This window comes from Streptococcus sp. oral taxon 061 (genome assembly GCF_964211575.1).
Lineage (GTDB): Bacteria > Bacillota > Bacilli > Lactobacillales > Streptococcaceae > Streptococcus.
This window is the reverse complement of sequence record NZ_CAXOQQ010000001.1, coordinates 217,631-231,546: the sequence shown is the minus strand read 5'-3', so window position 1 is coordinate 231,546 and position 13,916 is coordinate 217,631. Positions and strand designations below refer to the sequence as shown.

Below are 13,916 nucleotides of genomic sequence, written 5' to 3'. Positions count from 1 at the left end.
GAAAAAATATGAACAGATATTTCAAAATGACGCTTCTCTTAGCCTTACCGTTGGCATTCTTGTTGGGATGTTCTAAACAATCATCAATAACTTCTAACTCCTCAAAAGCAGAGACAACTGAGGTAAAAACGACTGAAGCTGAAACTACAGAAAAGAAAGCTGAATCAAAAACTGTAGTCTTTGTTCATGACAGCAATCCAGGAAGACATTCTACCTTGACATATACTGTTGAGGGTGATGACGTTATGAAACAAGAAGTTTATAATGTTTTTGAACCTGAGATACTCAATAAGAGCGCTGATGAGCTTAAAGAACTTATCGTGAAAACTTATAAAGGGTATGAGGGAATCAAAGGTGTTACACAAAATATCGAATTCAAAGATGGAAAAGTCATCCATACCATGGTCATTGACATGACTGTAGTCAATCTTGATGAGATGAAAAAAGCAATGCCTAATGAATATTCAGGAGCTGGAAAACGAGTGAGTTTTTCAAAAACTAAAAAGATGCTTGAGGACCTTGGATATACTGAAAAAACGAACTAAGAGTAATAAAAAACCTTGGCATAAGCCAAGATTTTTTTTATTCCATCTCAAAAGCTTCACTCTTTTGCTTATTTGGAAGAACAAGAGAAAGTAAAATCCCAATGATCGCTGGTACTAACCATGGCAATGAAGCCTTAGCAAATGGTAGAGCATTCACAATGTTGGCAAGGAAGGTCACTTCAAATGAACTTCCCAAGACACTAGCTACGGCAATAGCTGTAACAAGACCCATCGTCAATTGCATGCCTGGTTTTGAAAGTGGTACAAACTTGTTCACAATCACAATCATAACAATCACAATGGTAATTGGATACAAGATAACTAGGACAGGGATAGAATATTTGATGATTGCATCAAGACCAAGGTTGGCAATTGCAAAACCAATCAAGGTAAAGACAGTCGCATAAACCTTATAGCTAAGTTGTGGGAAACGTCCGTTAAAGAATTCAGCAGTTGAAACAATCAAACCTACAGTCGTTGTGAAGCAAGTTACTATTACCATGGCTGCTAGGAATAATTGAGCTGTTGAACCAAAGATTTCTTGGGTCGCTTGTGACAAGATATAAACCCCTGGAGTTCCACCCTTCATCGCTTCTTCTGTCATTGGGAAGTGATTTCCAAGGAAACCTAGACCAATGTATAGAGCACTAAAGCCAAGCGCTACTACAATTCCGACTACCCAAATGGTTGAGATGTACTCTTTCTTACTCGAAAATCCAAGTTGTTTCAAGGTTTCAACCGCGATTACACTAAAGGCAACAGATGCGAGAGCATCTAGAGTATTATATCCTTCAAGGAATCCTGCTCCAAATGCTGAAGCTTGATAAGCTGCTGTAGCTGCTTGAGGAGCATTTCCACCATATTTGAGGGCTCCAAGGATTACCAAGATGATAATTAAGAGGGCAAAAACTGGTGTCAAAACACGACCGATACGATCCAAAATCTTTGAAGGATTAAGCGCGATTAAGAATGCTGCAACAAAGTAGATAAGGGTAAAGACAATCAAGCCTAGACCTTTATCAGCATCTGCTAAGAGGGGACTAATCCCTACTGCATAAGAAGTTGTTGCAGTACGTGGAATGGCAAAGAATGGACCAATCGACAAGTACAAAACTGCTAGATAAATCGTTGCAAACCAAGGGGAAATCTTTGTAGAAATCTCATAGATATATCCCTTAGGATTTAAGGTCCCGATGATCAAGGTCAAGACGGCAAGTCCGACACCTGAAAGTACAAATCCTGCAATGGCAGGGAGAAAGTGTTCCCCAGATTGAGCACCTAGGGTAGGGGGGAAAATCAAATTACCCGCACCAAAAAATATTCCAAACAGGAGTAATCCTGTTAAAGCACCTTTTTTAGCCATAAACTCTCCTTATATAAAATAAAATACTTTCTTAGTATAACATGATTAAAGGCTTGAAAAGGCTATCTCGGAATAATTTTAAAATGTTTTCAATTTTCTGATTTTTAGAGCAAATAAACTCCCTTTAAAACCTTTCTTATTTTCGGTCTTAAAGGGAGTTCTTTCTTATTCTAAGGCATCCATGCCACCTTGGACATTGATAACCTCATATCCTTGTTCTGCTAAAAATTGACAAGCGCGTGCTGAACGCATTCCTGATTTACAAATCACGTAGTAAAGATTATCCTTATCTAGTTGTTTATAAGTATCAGCTAATTGGCTGAGAGGTAAATTACGAGCGCCTTCTAAATGAAGAGTCTCAAATTCCTCTACTTCTCTCACATCTAATACAGAAAGCGACTCTTTCTGGTATAGATGGTAAAAATCATTAAAAGTAATTTCTTTCATTTTTCTTCTCCGAGAATTTTTTGAATTCTTTCTTTCAAGTCAGGCAAAACATCTGCTTCAAACCAAGGATTCTTTTTCATCCAGATTTGGTTCCGAGGTGACGGGTGCACCAGAGGGAAAAATTCTGGTAAGTAATCCTGATAGTGACGAACCCGATCTGTCACCTTGCCACTGACTTTCTCATGCAGATAGTAGGACTGGGCATACTGCCCAATCAAGAGCGTCAATTGAATATCTGGTAATTCTTTCAAAAGTTTAGGGTGCCATTTTTCTGCAAAACCAGGTCTGGGCGGTAAGTCACCAGATGTCCCATGTCCTGGAAAATAGAAATCCATGGGCATGACTGCAAAATAACCTGAATTATAAAAAGTATCCTCATCCACACCCAACCAGTCTCGCAAGCGGTCGCCACTTTTATCCTTCCAGTAAAGTCCTGCTTCTTGGGTTTTGAGACCAGGTGCCTGCCCAATGATATTGATACGAGCAGTTTTGGGAGCAGCAAAGAGAGGTTCGATTCCTTGCTCAGTATAGTGTTGATTTTGTGGATCAGCCATGATGGCTTGTTTGATTCTTTCGATTTGAGACATCTACTCTCCTCCAAAAAGAAGTCTAAGCATAAAATCTCAGACTTCTATAGCATTATTTGATCAATTCATAGATAGCTTCAGCGTAGATGGCTGCTGCACGGAAGAGATCATCCAAGGCGATAAATTCGTTGGCTTGGTGCATGGTATCGATAGAATCTGGGAACATAGCACCGTAGGCTACACCACGCTCTAAGAGACGGCCAAATGTTCCGCCACCAATAACTTGTTCATGCCCTTGAAGACCTGTTTGTTTTTCATAAACATTTAACAAGGTTTGGACAAGCGGATCTTCCATTGGTACATAGTGAGGTGTGTGACCATGTTCAGAAAGGCTAACTGAATCAACTGGCAAGGTTTCAAGAACTGACTTGATTTGCTCTGGACTTGTTCCTTTTGGATAACGGAAGTTAAGGGCAATGGTATTGTCAGCACTTGTTTCATCAAAGCGGAAGACACCAGCATTCATAGAAAGGGCACCCATCTTTTCATCCACATGAGCCACATTCAAGTTTTTGCCTTCATGGTCATTTAAGAGAATCTTTCCTGCAATGTCAAGGAAGTCTTTTGCAGCTCCTTCAAAGGCAAATTGGCTGAGGAAGAGGGCTAGGTAAGTTGCACCATTGACACCTGAAGCAGGCATAGCACCGTGGGCAGATTTACCGATAATTGTAACCTTGTACTTACCATTCTCTTCTTGAATGTCTCCTCTAAGCTTGTGCTCTGCAACAAAGACATCTAGTTTCGCTTGCAAATCAGCCAAGTCACCTGAAACAACTGCCGTTGCTGATTCTGGCACCATGTTTTCACGCAAACCACCTGTGAAGCTGTGAAGACGAGCTGCACCCTTGTTTTCACCAGCAAAGTGGAGGTATTCTGTGATATTTCCTTTTTCACCATTAATAATAGGGAATTCAGCATCTGGAGAGAAACCAAAATCTGGCTTCGCAAGTCCTACATGCTCAAAGTAGTAGTCCATGTCTGCCCAACCTGATTCTTCATCAGTTCCGACGATAAAGCGAACTTTCTTAGAAGTTGGAAGTCCCAATTCTTTGATGATTTTCAAACCATAGTAACAAGCAGTTGTAGGACCCTTATCATCTGAAGCACCACGCGCATAGAGACGACCATCTTTGATAGTTGGAGTGTAAGGATCAGTATCCCATCCACTACCTGCTGGCACTACGTCCATGTGGGCAAAGATTCCGAGAACTTCTTCCCCTTCACCAAACTCGAAATGTCCTGCATAGTTGTCGACATTTTTTGTTGGGTAACCATCACGGTCTGCGATTTCAAGGAATTTCTCCAAAGCTTTTACCGGACCAGGTCCAAAAGGATGCTGCGCATCTGCCTTACTGTCATCGCGTTCTGAGTTGATTTCCAAAAGGCTGAACAAGTCAGCCAAGAGGGCTTCTTTACGTTTTTCTACTTCTGCTGTAAAATCAATAACTGTCATTTTTACTTCCTATCTTTTTTCGATAATTTCATCTACTGGCAAGCGGTAGCTTGGTTCCAATTTCTCGTCTGTGTATCCTACTGTGATCAAAAGTTCTGGACGGAAGCGTTCTTCAATTTCCAAGACTTCATTGGCTTTTGATTTGTCAAAACCAAGGATAATGCTTGATCCGATTCCCTGGTCAGTCAATGCAAGGACTAAGTTCATCGCAACCAACCCTGCATTAAGGGCTAGGTAGTCACTGATTTGTTGTTCATTGTAACGCGCAAACTCTGCTGGAAGATTTTTCATAAAGTACTGAAGTTGTTCTTCTGAGAAGTTCTTTGCTCCACCAACACGGGCAATCTTGCGAGCTCGTTTAGCTAGGTCAGTATCTGTAAACAAGGCAATGGTTACAGGGGCAGATGCTACTTGCTCAAAGTTTGAACCGTAAGCCAATTTTGCTAGTTCAGCATTTTTCTCACGAACCACAACAAACTTCCAAGGCTGACTGTTGTGAGCGCTTGGTGCCAAGGTTGCGATTTCAATAGCTGTTCGAACATCCTTAGGATCAACTGGTTTATCAATAAAGTGCTTTGTCGCATGACGTTTTTTATTTAACTCAAGAAATTTCATAATTGATTTCCTTTTCTATTTCTACTGCTTCCATTTTACCACATTCTGAAAGAGCTTGCAGAGATTTTTCATTTGTGGCCTAAATTATCTTTTTCTTATCTGATTTAAATTTTAGATTACAAACTCTAACTGAAAATTATAATATTTTTCTATCACTTCCATAAAAAATATATATTGGCTATTTGATTGATTGTCTGGTAAGCTAGATACCATTAAGTAAAGGAGACACACATGAAAAAATTATTCTTATTATTAGCCATTAGTCCCTTGTTGGTGGCCTGTGGGCAATCTAAACAGGATAGTGCTTCAACTTCTACTACTAGCCCTAAAACCATTGTCGTAGCAACTGCTGGAGACATCCCTCCTTTTGATTTTGAAAAAGATGGTAATTTGACTGGATATGATGTTGAAGTTTTAAAAGCGGTCGATGAAAAACTAGATCAATACAAGATTGAATTTCAAAAAACAGCTTGGGAGAGTATCTTCCCTGGAGTTGATGCTGGCCGTTACCAAGCTGCTGCCAACAACTTGAGCTACACCAAAGAGAGAGCCGACAAATACCTCTACTCACTCCCAATCGCAAAAAATCCTTTGGTTCTCGTGAGCAGAAAAGACAAGGCTCTTACCTCTCTTCAAGACATCGCTGGTAAAACTACTCAGGATGACACTGGAACTTCTACTGCCAAGGTTGTTACAGACTGGAATCAAAGCCACTCCGACAATCCTGCCACCATCCAATACTCTGGTGAGGATGTCGCTAAACGCCTGACTGACCTCACCAATGGTGAATTTGACTTCCTAATCTTTGATAAAATCTCTGTTCAAAAGATTATCCAAGACCGAGGATTAGACTTGAACGTAGTCGACTTGGAGAGCAATGACAATCCAAATAACTACATTATCTTCTCAAGCGATCAAAAAGAATTTAAAGAACAATTTGACAAGGTTCTCAAAGAACTCTACCAAGACGGAACCCTTGAAAAACTTAGCAAAACCTATCTCGGTGGTTCCTACCTACCAGATGCATCAGAATTAAAATAAAAGGATTGGCTAGGCCAATCTTTTTTTCTAGCAAAAAATATGTCAAAAATAGTTGACATTTTATTTTCAAAAGAATATACTATAGTCAAATATATGTGACACAATCTAAAAAGGAGGAAGCATGAATCGTGTGAAAGAATTCCGCAAGAAACTGGGCATGTCCCAGCTTGAGCTCGCCAAGGATATCGGTGTCTCGAGACAAACCATCAATATGATTGAAAACGACAAGTACAATCCAACCCTGGAACTCTGTCTCAATCTCGCCCGCAGCCTCCAAACTGACCTCAACAGTCTCTTTTGGGAGGATGATTTTTAAAAAAGGAGCAAACTCATGAAAAAAGAAACCTTTACTGAAAAACTGATCAAACGCACATACGGCATTTCTGAGCCCCTTGACGAATACAAACGGCGCGAGGCCGATCGTATCGGTAACCAAGTCTTTATCATCCTCTTTTATCTGATGATTTTCGGAAATCTTATTCCACTCCTTCTAGCCTATAAATTTCCTCAACTAGTGGCTCTGGTCTATCCTCCTCTGATTTTAGTGATTGCCCTCATCGCTGCTAGCTATCTCACCTATCAAATGCAAAAAACAGGGATTACAACTATTGAACCAGATATGCTGAGTGAGAAAGAAAGTAAGCAACTACACTACCCAGGTCTTAAAGCAGGTTTGTTCTTTGGTCTATGGATGTTTTTTATAACTCCTCTTCTCAGTATACTCATAGGTGAAAGTCCGGACTATTTTAATTCTCTTCTCACTATAAGAAATGGTGTATCAAGCATTCTCGGTTCTATCTTCTTCGGAGCAAGCATACAGTTCCTCATCTCCCGTCGCATTGCAAAAACTAAGAAAGATCCGGATGAGGATTAGGAGGTACCTTATGAAATCACTAGTAACGTTACTTACCTATCATCTTTTGTTCAGTTCTCTACTCGCCTTCATCATCATTTCAGGGAACTTGCCCATCTACGAAATAGTCCTTGTTCTTGTCTTTGTTCCAGCACTCAACAAAGGACTGACTTATCTAAAGATAGATTCCCAAAAAACGCGCATACTCAACTTAGCACTATGCTTTATGATTATATCCTTGCCACAACTGACGGTTATTTCAAGCGATTGGAAATATTATTTATTATTAATTATCGCTAGCCTTTCTTCTACCACTTATCTTTATTATCTCTATCAATTCGTAAAAGCAACAAAGTAACATCGTTCATTTAGGAGAAATTATCCATGCAAAAAGAAGACTTAACAACTCGCTTACTTCGAAATTTCTTTCATATACAAGGGCCTTTTGACGAATGCCGTCAAGAGGTTATCTACAAGGCTTGCGCCCGTTCCATGGTCCAAATCTTTTACTCTTCCTTCTTTCTCTTCCTGTTCTATATTTTGTTCGGACGCTTTATAGAAATTGTTCGATCGCTTATGCCCTACCTCTATTTTGGACTCATTCTGTTCATGAGTATAAAAGCTCAAAGAGCCGTACAAGAGCTTCATCTTGAAAAGGATGACAAATCAGAAATCATCTACAAAACCTACAGCAAACGCCAAATAAAAGTTCGTAGTTGGTTGGTATTTATAAGTATTGAGATTGGCTTATTTGCTCTGTTGCTCTTTCATAAACTCTTCGTTCAACAGATGTCCCTTTCAACTTTCTTGGAAAAAATCATCCAAACAGAGATAATGATTCCCTTACTTGTCTTTGGTCTTAGTATTGGAGCCATCTTTGGGACTATGGTCTACAGCTTTTTATCACTACATAAGGAAAAGTAAGAAACTACTTGGATTGTTGGTTATAATAGATTTGAACCTAACAGAAAAAACAAACCCCTAACACTTCTCCGTGCTAGGGGGTCTTTTAGCTCCTTAAATATCGTATATACTCTACTAATACGTAGATGAGGATTGTTAAACAAATGATAATCTCTAACCAAACGAGGAGGTTGAGGACCGAAAACTGCAGAATGCCTTGGGACATTTTCAATGAAGTTGCTGTGATGATGGTAGGGAAAGTTAGGGCTGAAAAAGAAGGTTGGAAGCCTTGTTTTAAAATCCTTGGCAAGCGACTAAGGACAAAGAAAAAGAAGGTCTGTGATGCAAGGATCATAACTAGTAAAATCCAACTAGGAAGACTGTGTCCTCCTACTCTTACTAATGCTGCCAAAAGGAGAGAAAATGGAGCACAATAGATTCCTTCTTGCCCCAACAAAGCGAGCGGTAATGGATTTTTCCTCAAATCTTGATAAATTAGAGGGTAAAGGATAAGGGTTAAGATAAAACCAAAAATCCAAGCTCCATAGGCAATCCCAACAACGCCCACCACGGGGTAGGTCAAACTTGCTACTGCTATTCCTACATAAAGAACCGTCCAAGTTGGTGTTGCACTGGCCCTTTGTTTAACCAAGACATAGTTCTTTGTAAAGTATAAGATGAGGTAAACATCTAGAAGAAAAGCAAACCACCAGAGAATCTGAGCAACAATGCTCATGTTCGGGGGTAAGATTCGTAATAAATACGTTGATAAAATCATCCCTGCCATGGGAAAGGTTGCCATTCCTGACAAAACAGGGGCTTTCTTTAATTCTTGCTTACTTTCATGCCAGTTATTGAGGTGGCTCACCAAAAAATAAAACCATAAAATCAAACCTGACAAACTAAAGATGTGTGATAAAAGCGGAAAAATATCCAAGATGAGATTTCCTGCTCCAGCCAATCCCAATAAGCAACCTGAAAAGGCTAAGGGGAGTTTTTTCATACCAACCTCCGAAAATGACGTTACTATCAGTATAGCATAAATAAAGCTCAGCTAGACAAGACTTCATCAATTTTTTTTGGCTATAAAACGATTGTCCCTTTTTAAAATACTCACTAAGAATAATGATTAAAATATATTCATCAAAAAAAGTACTTATCACTTGATAGGTACTCTTTTGACATTTTATTCTATAGTTTGGTTAGCCTTTAAAGGTAACGATAGTCGCTCCAGAACCACCTGCATTTTGTGGCGCATAGCCAAAGCTCTTGACTTGCTTGTTTCTTTGAAGGTATTTGGTTACTCCTTCGCGGATGACTCCTGTACCGATACCATGGATGATGTCCACTTGAGCCATGTTGTTGAGTAGGGATTGGTCGATAAAGGCGTCCAAGGCTTCCATAGCTTCCTCATAGCGTTTGCCTCTGAGGTCCAGTCGAGCCTGTGGTGCTTTACCAGCAGCACGCTTGACAACGTTGACTTGTTTTTTCTTGACTGGTGCTTCTTGCTGAGCCTGAACCAAGTCAAACTCTCTTTCCTCAAGGGTCATCTTAATTAATCCAACTTGAGCTTCCCAGCGACCATCCTTGAGTTGATTGATCAAGGTACCTCGTTGACCATAGCTTAAAACGATGATATCATCCCCAACTTTTGGAGCTCGTTTTTTCTTAGCCTTTTGGAGGACCTTATTTTTAGAAAGATCAACTTTTTCAGGTGCTAACTTCTTGAGTTTAGCCTTGGCTTCGATAATCTCATGTGGTTTTAGTTGAGATTTGCTGTGAAGATTTTTAAGAATATCATCACTTTCTGCCAGAGCTAAGTCAACAATCTCCGCAGCTTGCTCACGCGCCTTATTGAGTTCTGTTTCCTTCTCACGATTAAGCTCGTTGTAGAGTTTTTTAAGCGCACGGTTCATCTTGAGGTTTTCTTGCTCGACTTGGCGAATATTCTCAAGACGTTTACGGCTTTCCAGCGTCTGCTCTTCCAATTGTTCAATAATGCGATTGACATCATTGTCTTGATTAATCTGCTTGCTGGCATCGCCTACAATGACATCTGACAAGCCGAGACGTTTAGCAATCTCAAAGGCATTACTTCGACCAGGTACGCCTTGCATAAAGCGATAAGTTGGGCGTAAGCTAGCTGTGTCAAACTCCATGCTGGCATTCTGAACATAAGCCGTTTCAATCCCATAGGCCTTGAGTTCAGGATAGTGAGTGGTTGCCATAGTCTTGACCTGACGCAAGCGCAAGTCCTCTAGGATAGACATGGCAAGGGCTGCACCTTCTTGGGGATCTGTTCCTGCTCCAAGCTCATCTAGTAACAAGAGCGAGTTTTGGTTAACCTTACCGAGAATATCAACGATATTAGTCATGTGACTAGAGAAGGTTGAAAGACTTTGTTCGATGGATTGTTCGTCTCCAATATCCGCAAAGACCTCCTCAAAAATTCCCACACGACTTCCCTTATCGGTCAAAATCGGCAAACCTGACTGAGCCATCAATTGCGTCAAACCTAAGGTTTTGAGCATAATGGTCTTACCACCCGTATTGGGACCAGTGATGACGATGGCTGTTAGATCTTTACCAAAGTGTACATCATTAGCAACAGCATTTTGCACCAAGGGATGACGAACATGAAGGAGTTGAATCTCCTGGTCCTCAGAGACTTGAGGAACTACTGCTCCTGTCTCTTGGATAAAGCGCACCTTAGCACGAATCAAGTCTAAATGTCCAATAATCCAGCCATCATTTGCGATTTCAGCCGCATGCGATCTTACTCGTTCAGAGAGTTCTTGCAGGATACGCATCATCTCATAGCGTTCGTCTGCACGAAGACTAGCAATTTCCTCACTCAGCTTGACTACTTCACGCGGTTCGATATAGACAGTGTTCCCGCTGGCAGAAATATCATGAACCACACCGGCAATCTTATTACGATAGGTGTTTTTGACAGGAAGAACCTGGCGACCATTTCTACTAGCGATGATACCTTCTGTCAACATCTGAGCCTTTTGTTTGAGAAGTTCTTGCAAGACGTCGCGAACTTGGCTCTCGCTATCATGGATTTTACGACGGATTCGTGCTAGTTCTTCACTAGCAAAATTCTCAATAAATCCAGCTTCATTGATGGCTTGGAGATTACCCTGCAGATGTGGAAAATCATGAAGTTTCTCAAACCAATTTGCCAAGTGGTCCAAGCGGACATTTTCAAGATTATCATAGAAATTTTTCAGTTCACGGCTGGCAAAGATGACACGTTTGAGAAGGAGAAATTCCTCTATGTTGAGATCAGCACCCATCTCCAAACGTTTGCAGGTAGCTGCAATATCTTTTGTTGCCGAAATGCTGAAATGAGGATGCTCAACAAAGAGTTCTTGCATCTCCTTCATCTCTGCAAAGGCCTGTCTAATTTTATCAGCTTTATCTGTTGGGACTAGCTCTTTTAACTGTTCTAGTCCTTGTTCCGTTAAAAGATGAGGCTCAAATAAAGCCTTGACCTTGTTAAATTCTAACGTTTCTAGTATTTTTGTATTCATCTTATTTCCTTAGTATAAAAGTTATGGCTTTTCTTATCTTTAACTCTTTAAATCAATCTCTTACTTTTCGAAATTGTAAACAAAAGGCTAGGAATAGTTCCCGCCCTTTTTATCCGATTAATTTAGTAACCCAAAGCTGTTTAATAAAATTAGTTGTGAATGGAATGCTTTGGATGATATGTCTAGCTACAAAGCTATTTTCAAGTGAATTTTGAACAATTTGTAATGGCACAGTCGCGAGAATCGTTAGCATCATCTGGAGGACAAACAAGGTCACACCGATTGATAGCACACCCGCACCGATACGGTAGTATTTCCCATCAAGTATCTTACTTGGTACTAGGTTTAGAAAAAGACCAAGCAAACGGCCGATGCAGTAAAAAATCGTAAAGGCTAAGAGGAAGCCGACACCTGCATAAAAAACCTTATCTAGATGGAAAAGTTGATTGGATGGGAAAAAGAAAGTTCCCTGTCCTTCCTGCGGATTAGCATAAGGGATTAATAAATTGAACTTCTGCCCTAAAGCTAGGTAATATTTGCTTGCAAAATAAGCAGAGACAATCGTTGCTACAAGATAATATGCTTGCAAAATAATTCCTCTGCGGTAGCCAATATAAAAGCTCCAAGCAAGGATTAATAAGAGTAGAATGGAAATCATAGGGAATCCTCAATCTTACTCTGCTCTTGTTTAGCCGCAACCACTTTATAACGGAGCGATTCTAACTCTTGCTCCTTATCATCAAATTCAATCTCACGGCTGAGCTGTGTTGACAAGCAGTTAACCGCTAAGAGAATAGCTACTGTCTCATCATCAGCTCCAGGCATTTGTTCTTTGATTGCTTCATACTTTTCCGTCGCAACTTTAGCAATCTCCTCCATGAAAAGATTGTCATGTTCAGTTGTCAGCGTTAATGTTTTTTTCCCAAATGTAAACTTGAATCGATTTAAATTTGCCATAAAATTCACCTCAAGATATTATACCAAATTTCACTTAGTTTGTCAGTTTTTACCAATTCTAGCGCTTTTATGGTACAATAGAGACTATGGCAAGTATCACATTAACTCCGAGTGAAAAGGAAATTCAGGCTTTTATTCAAAAGCATGAACATGCACTCACTCCTAGTAAAAATCCCTATATTCGCTACTTTTTAAAACTTCCTCAAGCCAGTGTTTCCGTCTATACATCTGGGAAAGTCCTCTTGCAAGGAGAAGCTGCTGAAAGCTATGCTAGCTTTTTTGGTTATCAAGAAGCACAAGTAGTTAGCGGGCAAAATTTCCCCTTGATTGGAACAGATGAGGTTGGAAATGGTTCCTATTTCGGTGGTCTGGCTGTAGTGGCGTCATTTGTAACTCCTGATCAGCATGACTTTTTACGAAAACTCGGGGTTGGAGATTCTAAAACACTAACTGACCAAAAGATTCGTCAGCTTGCTCCCCTTCTTAAGGAGAAGATTCAGCATCAAGCACTCCTTCTTTCGCCAAGTAAGTATAACGAAGTCATTGGAGAACGCTATAATGCTGTTTCTGTCAAGGTAGCTCTTCACAATCAAGCAATCTTTCTCCTCCTTCAAAAGGGAGTTGAGCCTGAAAAAATTGTTATTGACGCCTTTACCAGCTCACAAAATTATGAAAAATATCTAAAAAATGAAGCCAATCATTTTCCTAATCCAGTCACGCTAGAGGAAAAAGCTGAGGGCAAGTACTTGGCTGTTGCAGTTAGCTCCATCATTGCGCGTGATCTCTTCCTAGAAAATCTTGAAAACTTAGGACGAGAGTTAGGCTATCAACTTCCAAGTGGTGCTGGAGCTGCTTCTGACAAGGTAGCTAGCCAAATCCTTCAAGCATATGGAATGAAAGGGCTCGGCTTCTGTGCAAAGCTGCATTTTAAAAACACAGAAAAAGCCAAGCAACTTCTAGAAAGGTAAAAGTATGAATTATTTTAAAATATTTTTAAAAGAGTGGGGAATTTTCTTCCTGATTATTGCATTAGTAGGTCTCAGCCGTCTCTTTCTCTGGAGCAATGTTCGTGTAGAAGGACACTCTATGGACCCTACTCTAGCTGATGGAGAAATTCTCTTCGTTGTCAAACATCTCCCTATCGATCGCTTTGATATAGTTGTCGCTCATGAGGATGAAGGGAATAAAGATATCGTGAAGCGAGTCATCGGATTGCCAGGTGATACCATCCGTTACGAAAATGATAAGCTCTACATCAACAATCAAGAAACCGATGAGCCTTACCTAGCAGATTATCTCAAACGCTTTAAAGAGGATAAACTCCAATCAACCTATACCGGAGATAGCTGGGATGGGAAAAAAGGCGAGTACTTCAGAAGTCTTGCTGAAAAAGCTGATGCCTTTACCTTAGATGTTAACTTCAATACTAGCTTTACCTTCACTGTTCCAGAGGGACAATACCTCCTACTTGGTGATGACCGTCTGGTATCTAGTGACAGTCGACATGTTGGTACTTTTAAAGCAAAAGATATCATTGGAGAGGCTAAATTCCGTTTCTGGCCACTCAAACGTATCGGAACATTTTAAGAACACTAAGAGGCCGAGAAATATAA

Annotated in this window: 17 protein-coding genes; 8 read left to right on the top strand and 9 right to left on the bottom strand. The window is 40.2% G+C overall.

All coding sequences use genetic code 11. From position 1 onward, the window contains the following. The first annotated feature begins 8 nt into the window (after positions 1-8). A complete protein-coding gene (locus AB8E63_RS01160) occupies positions 9-545 on the top strand; it encodes a DUF1307 domain-containing protein (RefSeq protein ID WP_254724612.1) in 537 nt (178 codons plus the stop codon). A 37-nt stretch (positions 546-582) separates the two neighbouring features. Here AB8E63_RS01160 and brnQ read toward each other — a convergent pair whose 3' ends face one another. From brnQ to AB8E63_RS01135, 5 genes are all read right to left on the bottom strand, one after another. Continuing rightward, a complete protein-coding gene (brnQ, locus tag AB8E63_RS01155) occupies positions 583-1,908 on the bottom strand; it encodes a branched-chain amino acid transport system II carrier protein (RefSeq protein ID WP_368909548.1) in 1,326 nt (441 codons plus the stop codon). Positions 1,909-2,073: 165 nt separating this feature from the next. Continuing rightward, positions 2,074-2,355 carry a rhodanese-like domain-containing protein gene (locus AB8E63_RS01150; RefSeq protein ID WP_024053841.1) on the bottom strand — a complete coding sequence of 94 codons (282 nt, stop codon included), beginning with the start codon at positions 2,353-2,355 and terminating at the stop codon, positions 2,074-2,076. Beyond that, complete coding sequence (locus tag AB8E63_RS01145) at positions 2,352-2,942, bottom strand: uracil-DNA glycosylase family protein (protein WP_368909547.1); 591 nt, start codon at positions 2,940-2,942, stop codon at positions 2,352-2,354. Before AB8E63_RS01145 ends, AB8E63_RS01150 begins: the two co-directional genes overlap by 4 nt. Positions 2,943-2,994: 52 nt before the next feature. Further along, complete coding sequence (gene pepV / locus AB8E63_RS01140) at positions 2,995-4,395, bottom strand: dipeptidase PepV (RefSeq protein WP_368909546.1); 1,401 nt, start codon at positions 4,393-4,395, stop codon at positions 2,995-2,997. Between the two features lie 9 nt (positions 4,396-4,404). Next, the gene (locus AB8E63_RS01135) at positions 4,405-5,010 is read right to left on the bottom strand and encodes a nitroreductase family protein (protein ID WP_368909545.1); all 606 of its coding nucleotides are present in this window, start codon (positions 5,008-5,010) and stop codon (positions 4,405-4,407) included. Between the two features lie 231 nt (positions 5,011-5,241). Between AB8E63_RS01135 and AB8E63_RS01130 the strand changes: the two genes are divergently transcribed. From AB8E63_RS01130 to AB8E63_RS01110, 5 genes are all read left to right on the top strand, one after another. Beyond that, the gene (locus AB8E63_RS01130; RefSeq protein WP_368909544.1) at positions 5,242-6,051 is read left to right on the top strand and encodes an amino acid ABC transporter substrate-binding protein; all 810 of its coding nucleotides are present in this window, start codon (positions 5,242-5,244) and stop codon (positions 6,049-6,051) included. Between the two features lie 121 nt (positions 6,052-6,172). Beyond that, the gene (locus AB8E63_RS01125; protein ID WP_036757040.1) at positions 6,173-6,367 is read left to right on the top strand and encodes a helix-turn-helix transcriptional regulator; all 195 of its coding nucleotides are present in this window, start codon (positions 6,173-6,175) and stop codon (positions 6,365-6,367) included. A 15-nt stretch (positions 6,368-6,382) separates the two neighbouring features. Continuing rightward, positions 6,383-6,925, top strand: coding sequence for a DUF3278 domain-containing protein (locus AB8E63_RS01120; protein ID WP_049494194.1), 543 nt, complete (start codon positions 6,383-6,385; stop codon positions 6,923-6,925). A gap of 10 nt (positions 6,926-6,935) precedes the next feature. Further along, positions 6,936-7,262, top strand: a complete 327-nt coding sequence (locus AB8E63_RS01115; protein ID WP_049494195.1) for a hypothetical protein — start codon at positions 6,936-6,938, stop codon at positions 7,260-7,262. 26 nt (positions 7,263-7,288) lie between these two features. Then, a complete protein-coding gene (locus tag AB8E63_RS01110) occupies positions 7,289-7,828 on the top strand; it encodes a DUF3278 domain-containing protein (protein WP_049494196.1) in 540 nt (179 codons plus the stop codon). 85 nt (positions 7,829-7,913) lie between these two features. Here AB8E63_RS01110 and AB8E63_RS01105 read toward each other — a convergent pair whose 3' ends face one another. From AB8E63_RS01105 to zapA, 4 genes are all read right to left on the bottom strand, one after another. Beyond that, positions 7,914-8,810 (bottom strand): TDT family transporter, encoded by an 897-nt coding sequence (locus AB8E63_RS01105; RefSeq protein ID WP_368909543.1) that lies wholly within the window; start codon positions 8,808-8,810, stop codon positions 7,914-7,916. 199 nt (positions 8,811-9,009) lie between these two features. Beyond that, the gene (locus tag AB8E63_RS01100) at positions 9,010-11,346 is read right to left on the bottom strand and encodes an endonuclease MutS2 (protein WP_368909542.1); all 2,337 of its coding nucleotides are present in this window, start codon (positions 11,344-11,346) and stop codon (positions 9,010-9,012) included. Between the two features lie 109 nt (positions 11,347-11,455). Next, positions 11,456-12,004, bottom strand: coding sequence for a CvpA family protein (locus AB8E63_RS01095; protein WP_254733595.1), 549 nt, complete (start codon positions 12,002-12,004; stop codon positions 11,456-11,458). Next, positions 12,001-12,303 carry a cell division protein ZapA gene (gene zapA, locus AB8E63_RS01090; RefSeq protein ID WP_004252047.1) on the bottom strand — a complete coding sequence of 101 codons (303 nt, stop codon included), beginning with the start codon at positions 12,301-12,303 and terminating at the stop codon, positions 12,001-12,003. Before zapA ends, AB8E63_RS01095 begins: the two co-directional genes overlap by 4 nt. 86 nt (positions 12,304-12,389) lie before the next feature. Here zapA and rnhC point away from each other — a divergent pair, with 86 nt between their 5' ends. Together rnhC and lepB are read left to right on the top strand one after the other, a co-directional pair. Then, positions 12,390-13,271 (top strand): ribonuclease HIII, encoded by an 882-nt coding sequence (gene rnhC / locus AB8E63_RS01085; protein ID WP_368909541.1) that lies wholly within the window; start codon positions 12,390-12,392, stop codon positions 13,269-13,271. 4 nt (positions 13,272-13,275) lie between these two features. Then, a complete protein-coding gene (lepB, locus tag AB8E63_RS01080) occupies positions 13,276-13,890 on the top strand; it encodes a signal peptidase I (protein ID WP_006152198.1) in 615 nt (204 codons plus the stop codon). Positions 13,891-13,916 lie beyond the last annotated feature (26 nt).

Bases quoted from the DNA above. Each gene is read 5' to 3' on its own strand.
- AB8E63_RS01160 (WP_254724612.1), top strand. From the start codon at position 9: ATGAACAGATATTTCAAAATGACGCTTCTCTTAGCCTTACCGTTGGCA.
- brnQ (WP_368909548.1), bottom strand. From the start codon at position 1,908: ATGGCTAAAAAAGGTGCTTTAACAGGATTACTCCTGTTTGGAATATTT.
- AB8E63_RS01150 (WP_024053841.1), bottom strand. From the start codon at position 2,355: ATGAAAGAAATTACTTTTAATGATTTTTACCATCTATACCAGAAAGAG.
- AB8E63_RS01145 (WP_368909547.1), bottom strand. From the start codon at position 2,942: ATGTCTCAAATCGAAAGAATCAAACAAGCCATCATGGCTGATCCACAA.
- pepV (WP_368909546.1), bottom strand. From the start codon at position 4,395: ATGACAGTTATTGATTTTACAGCAGAAGTAGAAAAACGTAAAGAAGCC.
- AB8E63_RS01135 (WP_368909545.1), bottom strand. From the start codon at position 5,010: ATGAAATTTCTTGAGTTAAATAAAAAACGTCATGCGACAAAGCACTTT.
- AB8E63_RS01130 (WP_368909544.1), top strand. From the start codon at position 5,242: ATGAAAAAATTATTCTTATTATTAGCCATTAGTCCCTTGTTGGTGGCC.
- AB8E63_RS01125 (WP_036757040.1), top strand. From the start codon at position 6,173: ATGAATCGTGTGAAAGAATTCCGCAAGAAACTGGGCATGTCCCAGCTT.
- AB8E63_RS01120 (WP_049494194.1), top strand. From the start codon at position 6,383: ATGAAAAAAGAAACCTTTACTGAAAAACTGATCAAACGCACATACGGC.
- AB8E63_RS01115 (WP_049494195.1), top strand. From the start codon at position 6,936: ATGAAATCACTAGTAACGTTACTTACCTATCATCTTTTGTTCAGTTCT.
- AB8E63_RS01110 (WP_049494196.1), top strand. From the start codon at position 7,289: ATGCAAAAAGAAGACTTAACAACTCGCTTACTTCGAAATTTCTTTCAT.
- AB8E63_RS01105 (WP_368909543.1), bottom strand. From the start codon at position 8,810: ATGAAAAAACTCCCCTTAGCCTTTTCAGGTTGCTTATTGGGATTGGCT.
- AB8E63_RS01100 (WP_368909542.1), bottom strand. From the start codon at position 11,346: ATGAATACAAAAATACTAGAAACGTTAGAATTTAACAAGGTCAAGGCT.
- AB8E63_RS01095 (WP_254733595.1), bottom strand. From the start codon at position 12,004: ATGATTTCCATTCTACTCTTATTAATCCTTGCTTGGAGCTTTTATATT.
- zapA (WP_004252047.1), bottom strand. From the start codon at position 12,303: ATGGCAAATTTAAATCGATTCAAGTTTACATTTGGGAAAAAAACATTA.
- rnhC (WP_368909541.1), top strand. From the start codon at position 12,390: ATGGCAAGTATCACATTAACTCCGAGTGAAAAGGAAATTCAGGCTTTT.
- lepB (WP_006152198.1), top strand. From the start codon at position 13,276: ATGAATTATTTTAAAATATTTTTAAAAGAGTGGGGAATTTTCTTCCTG.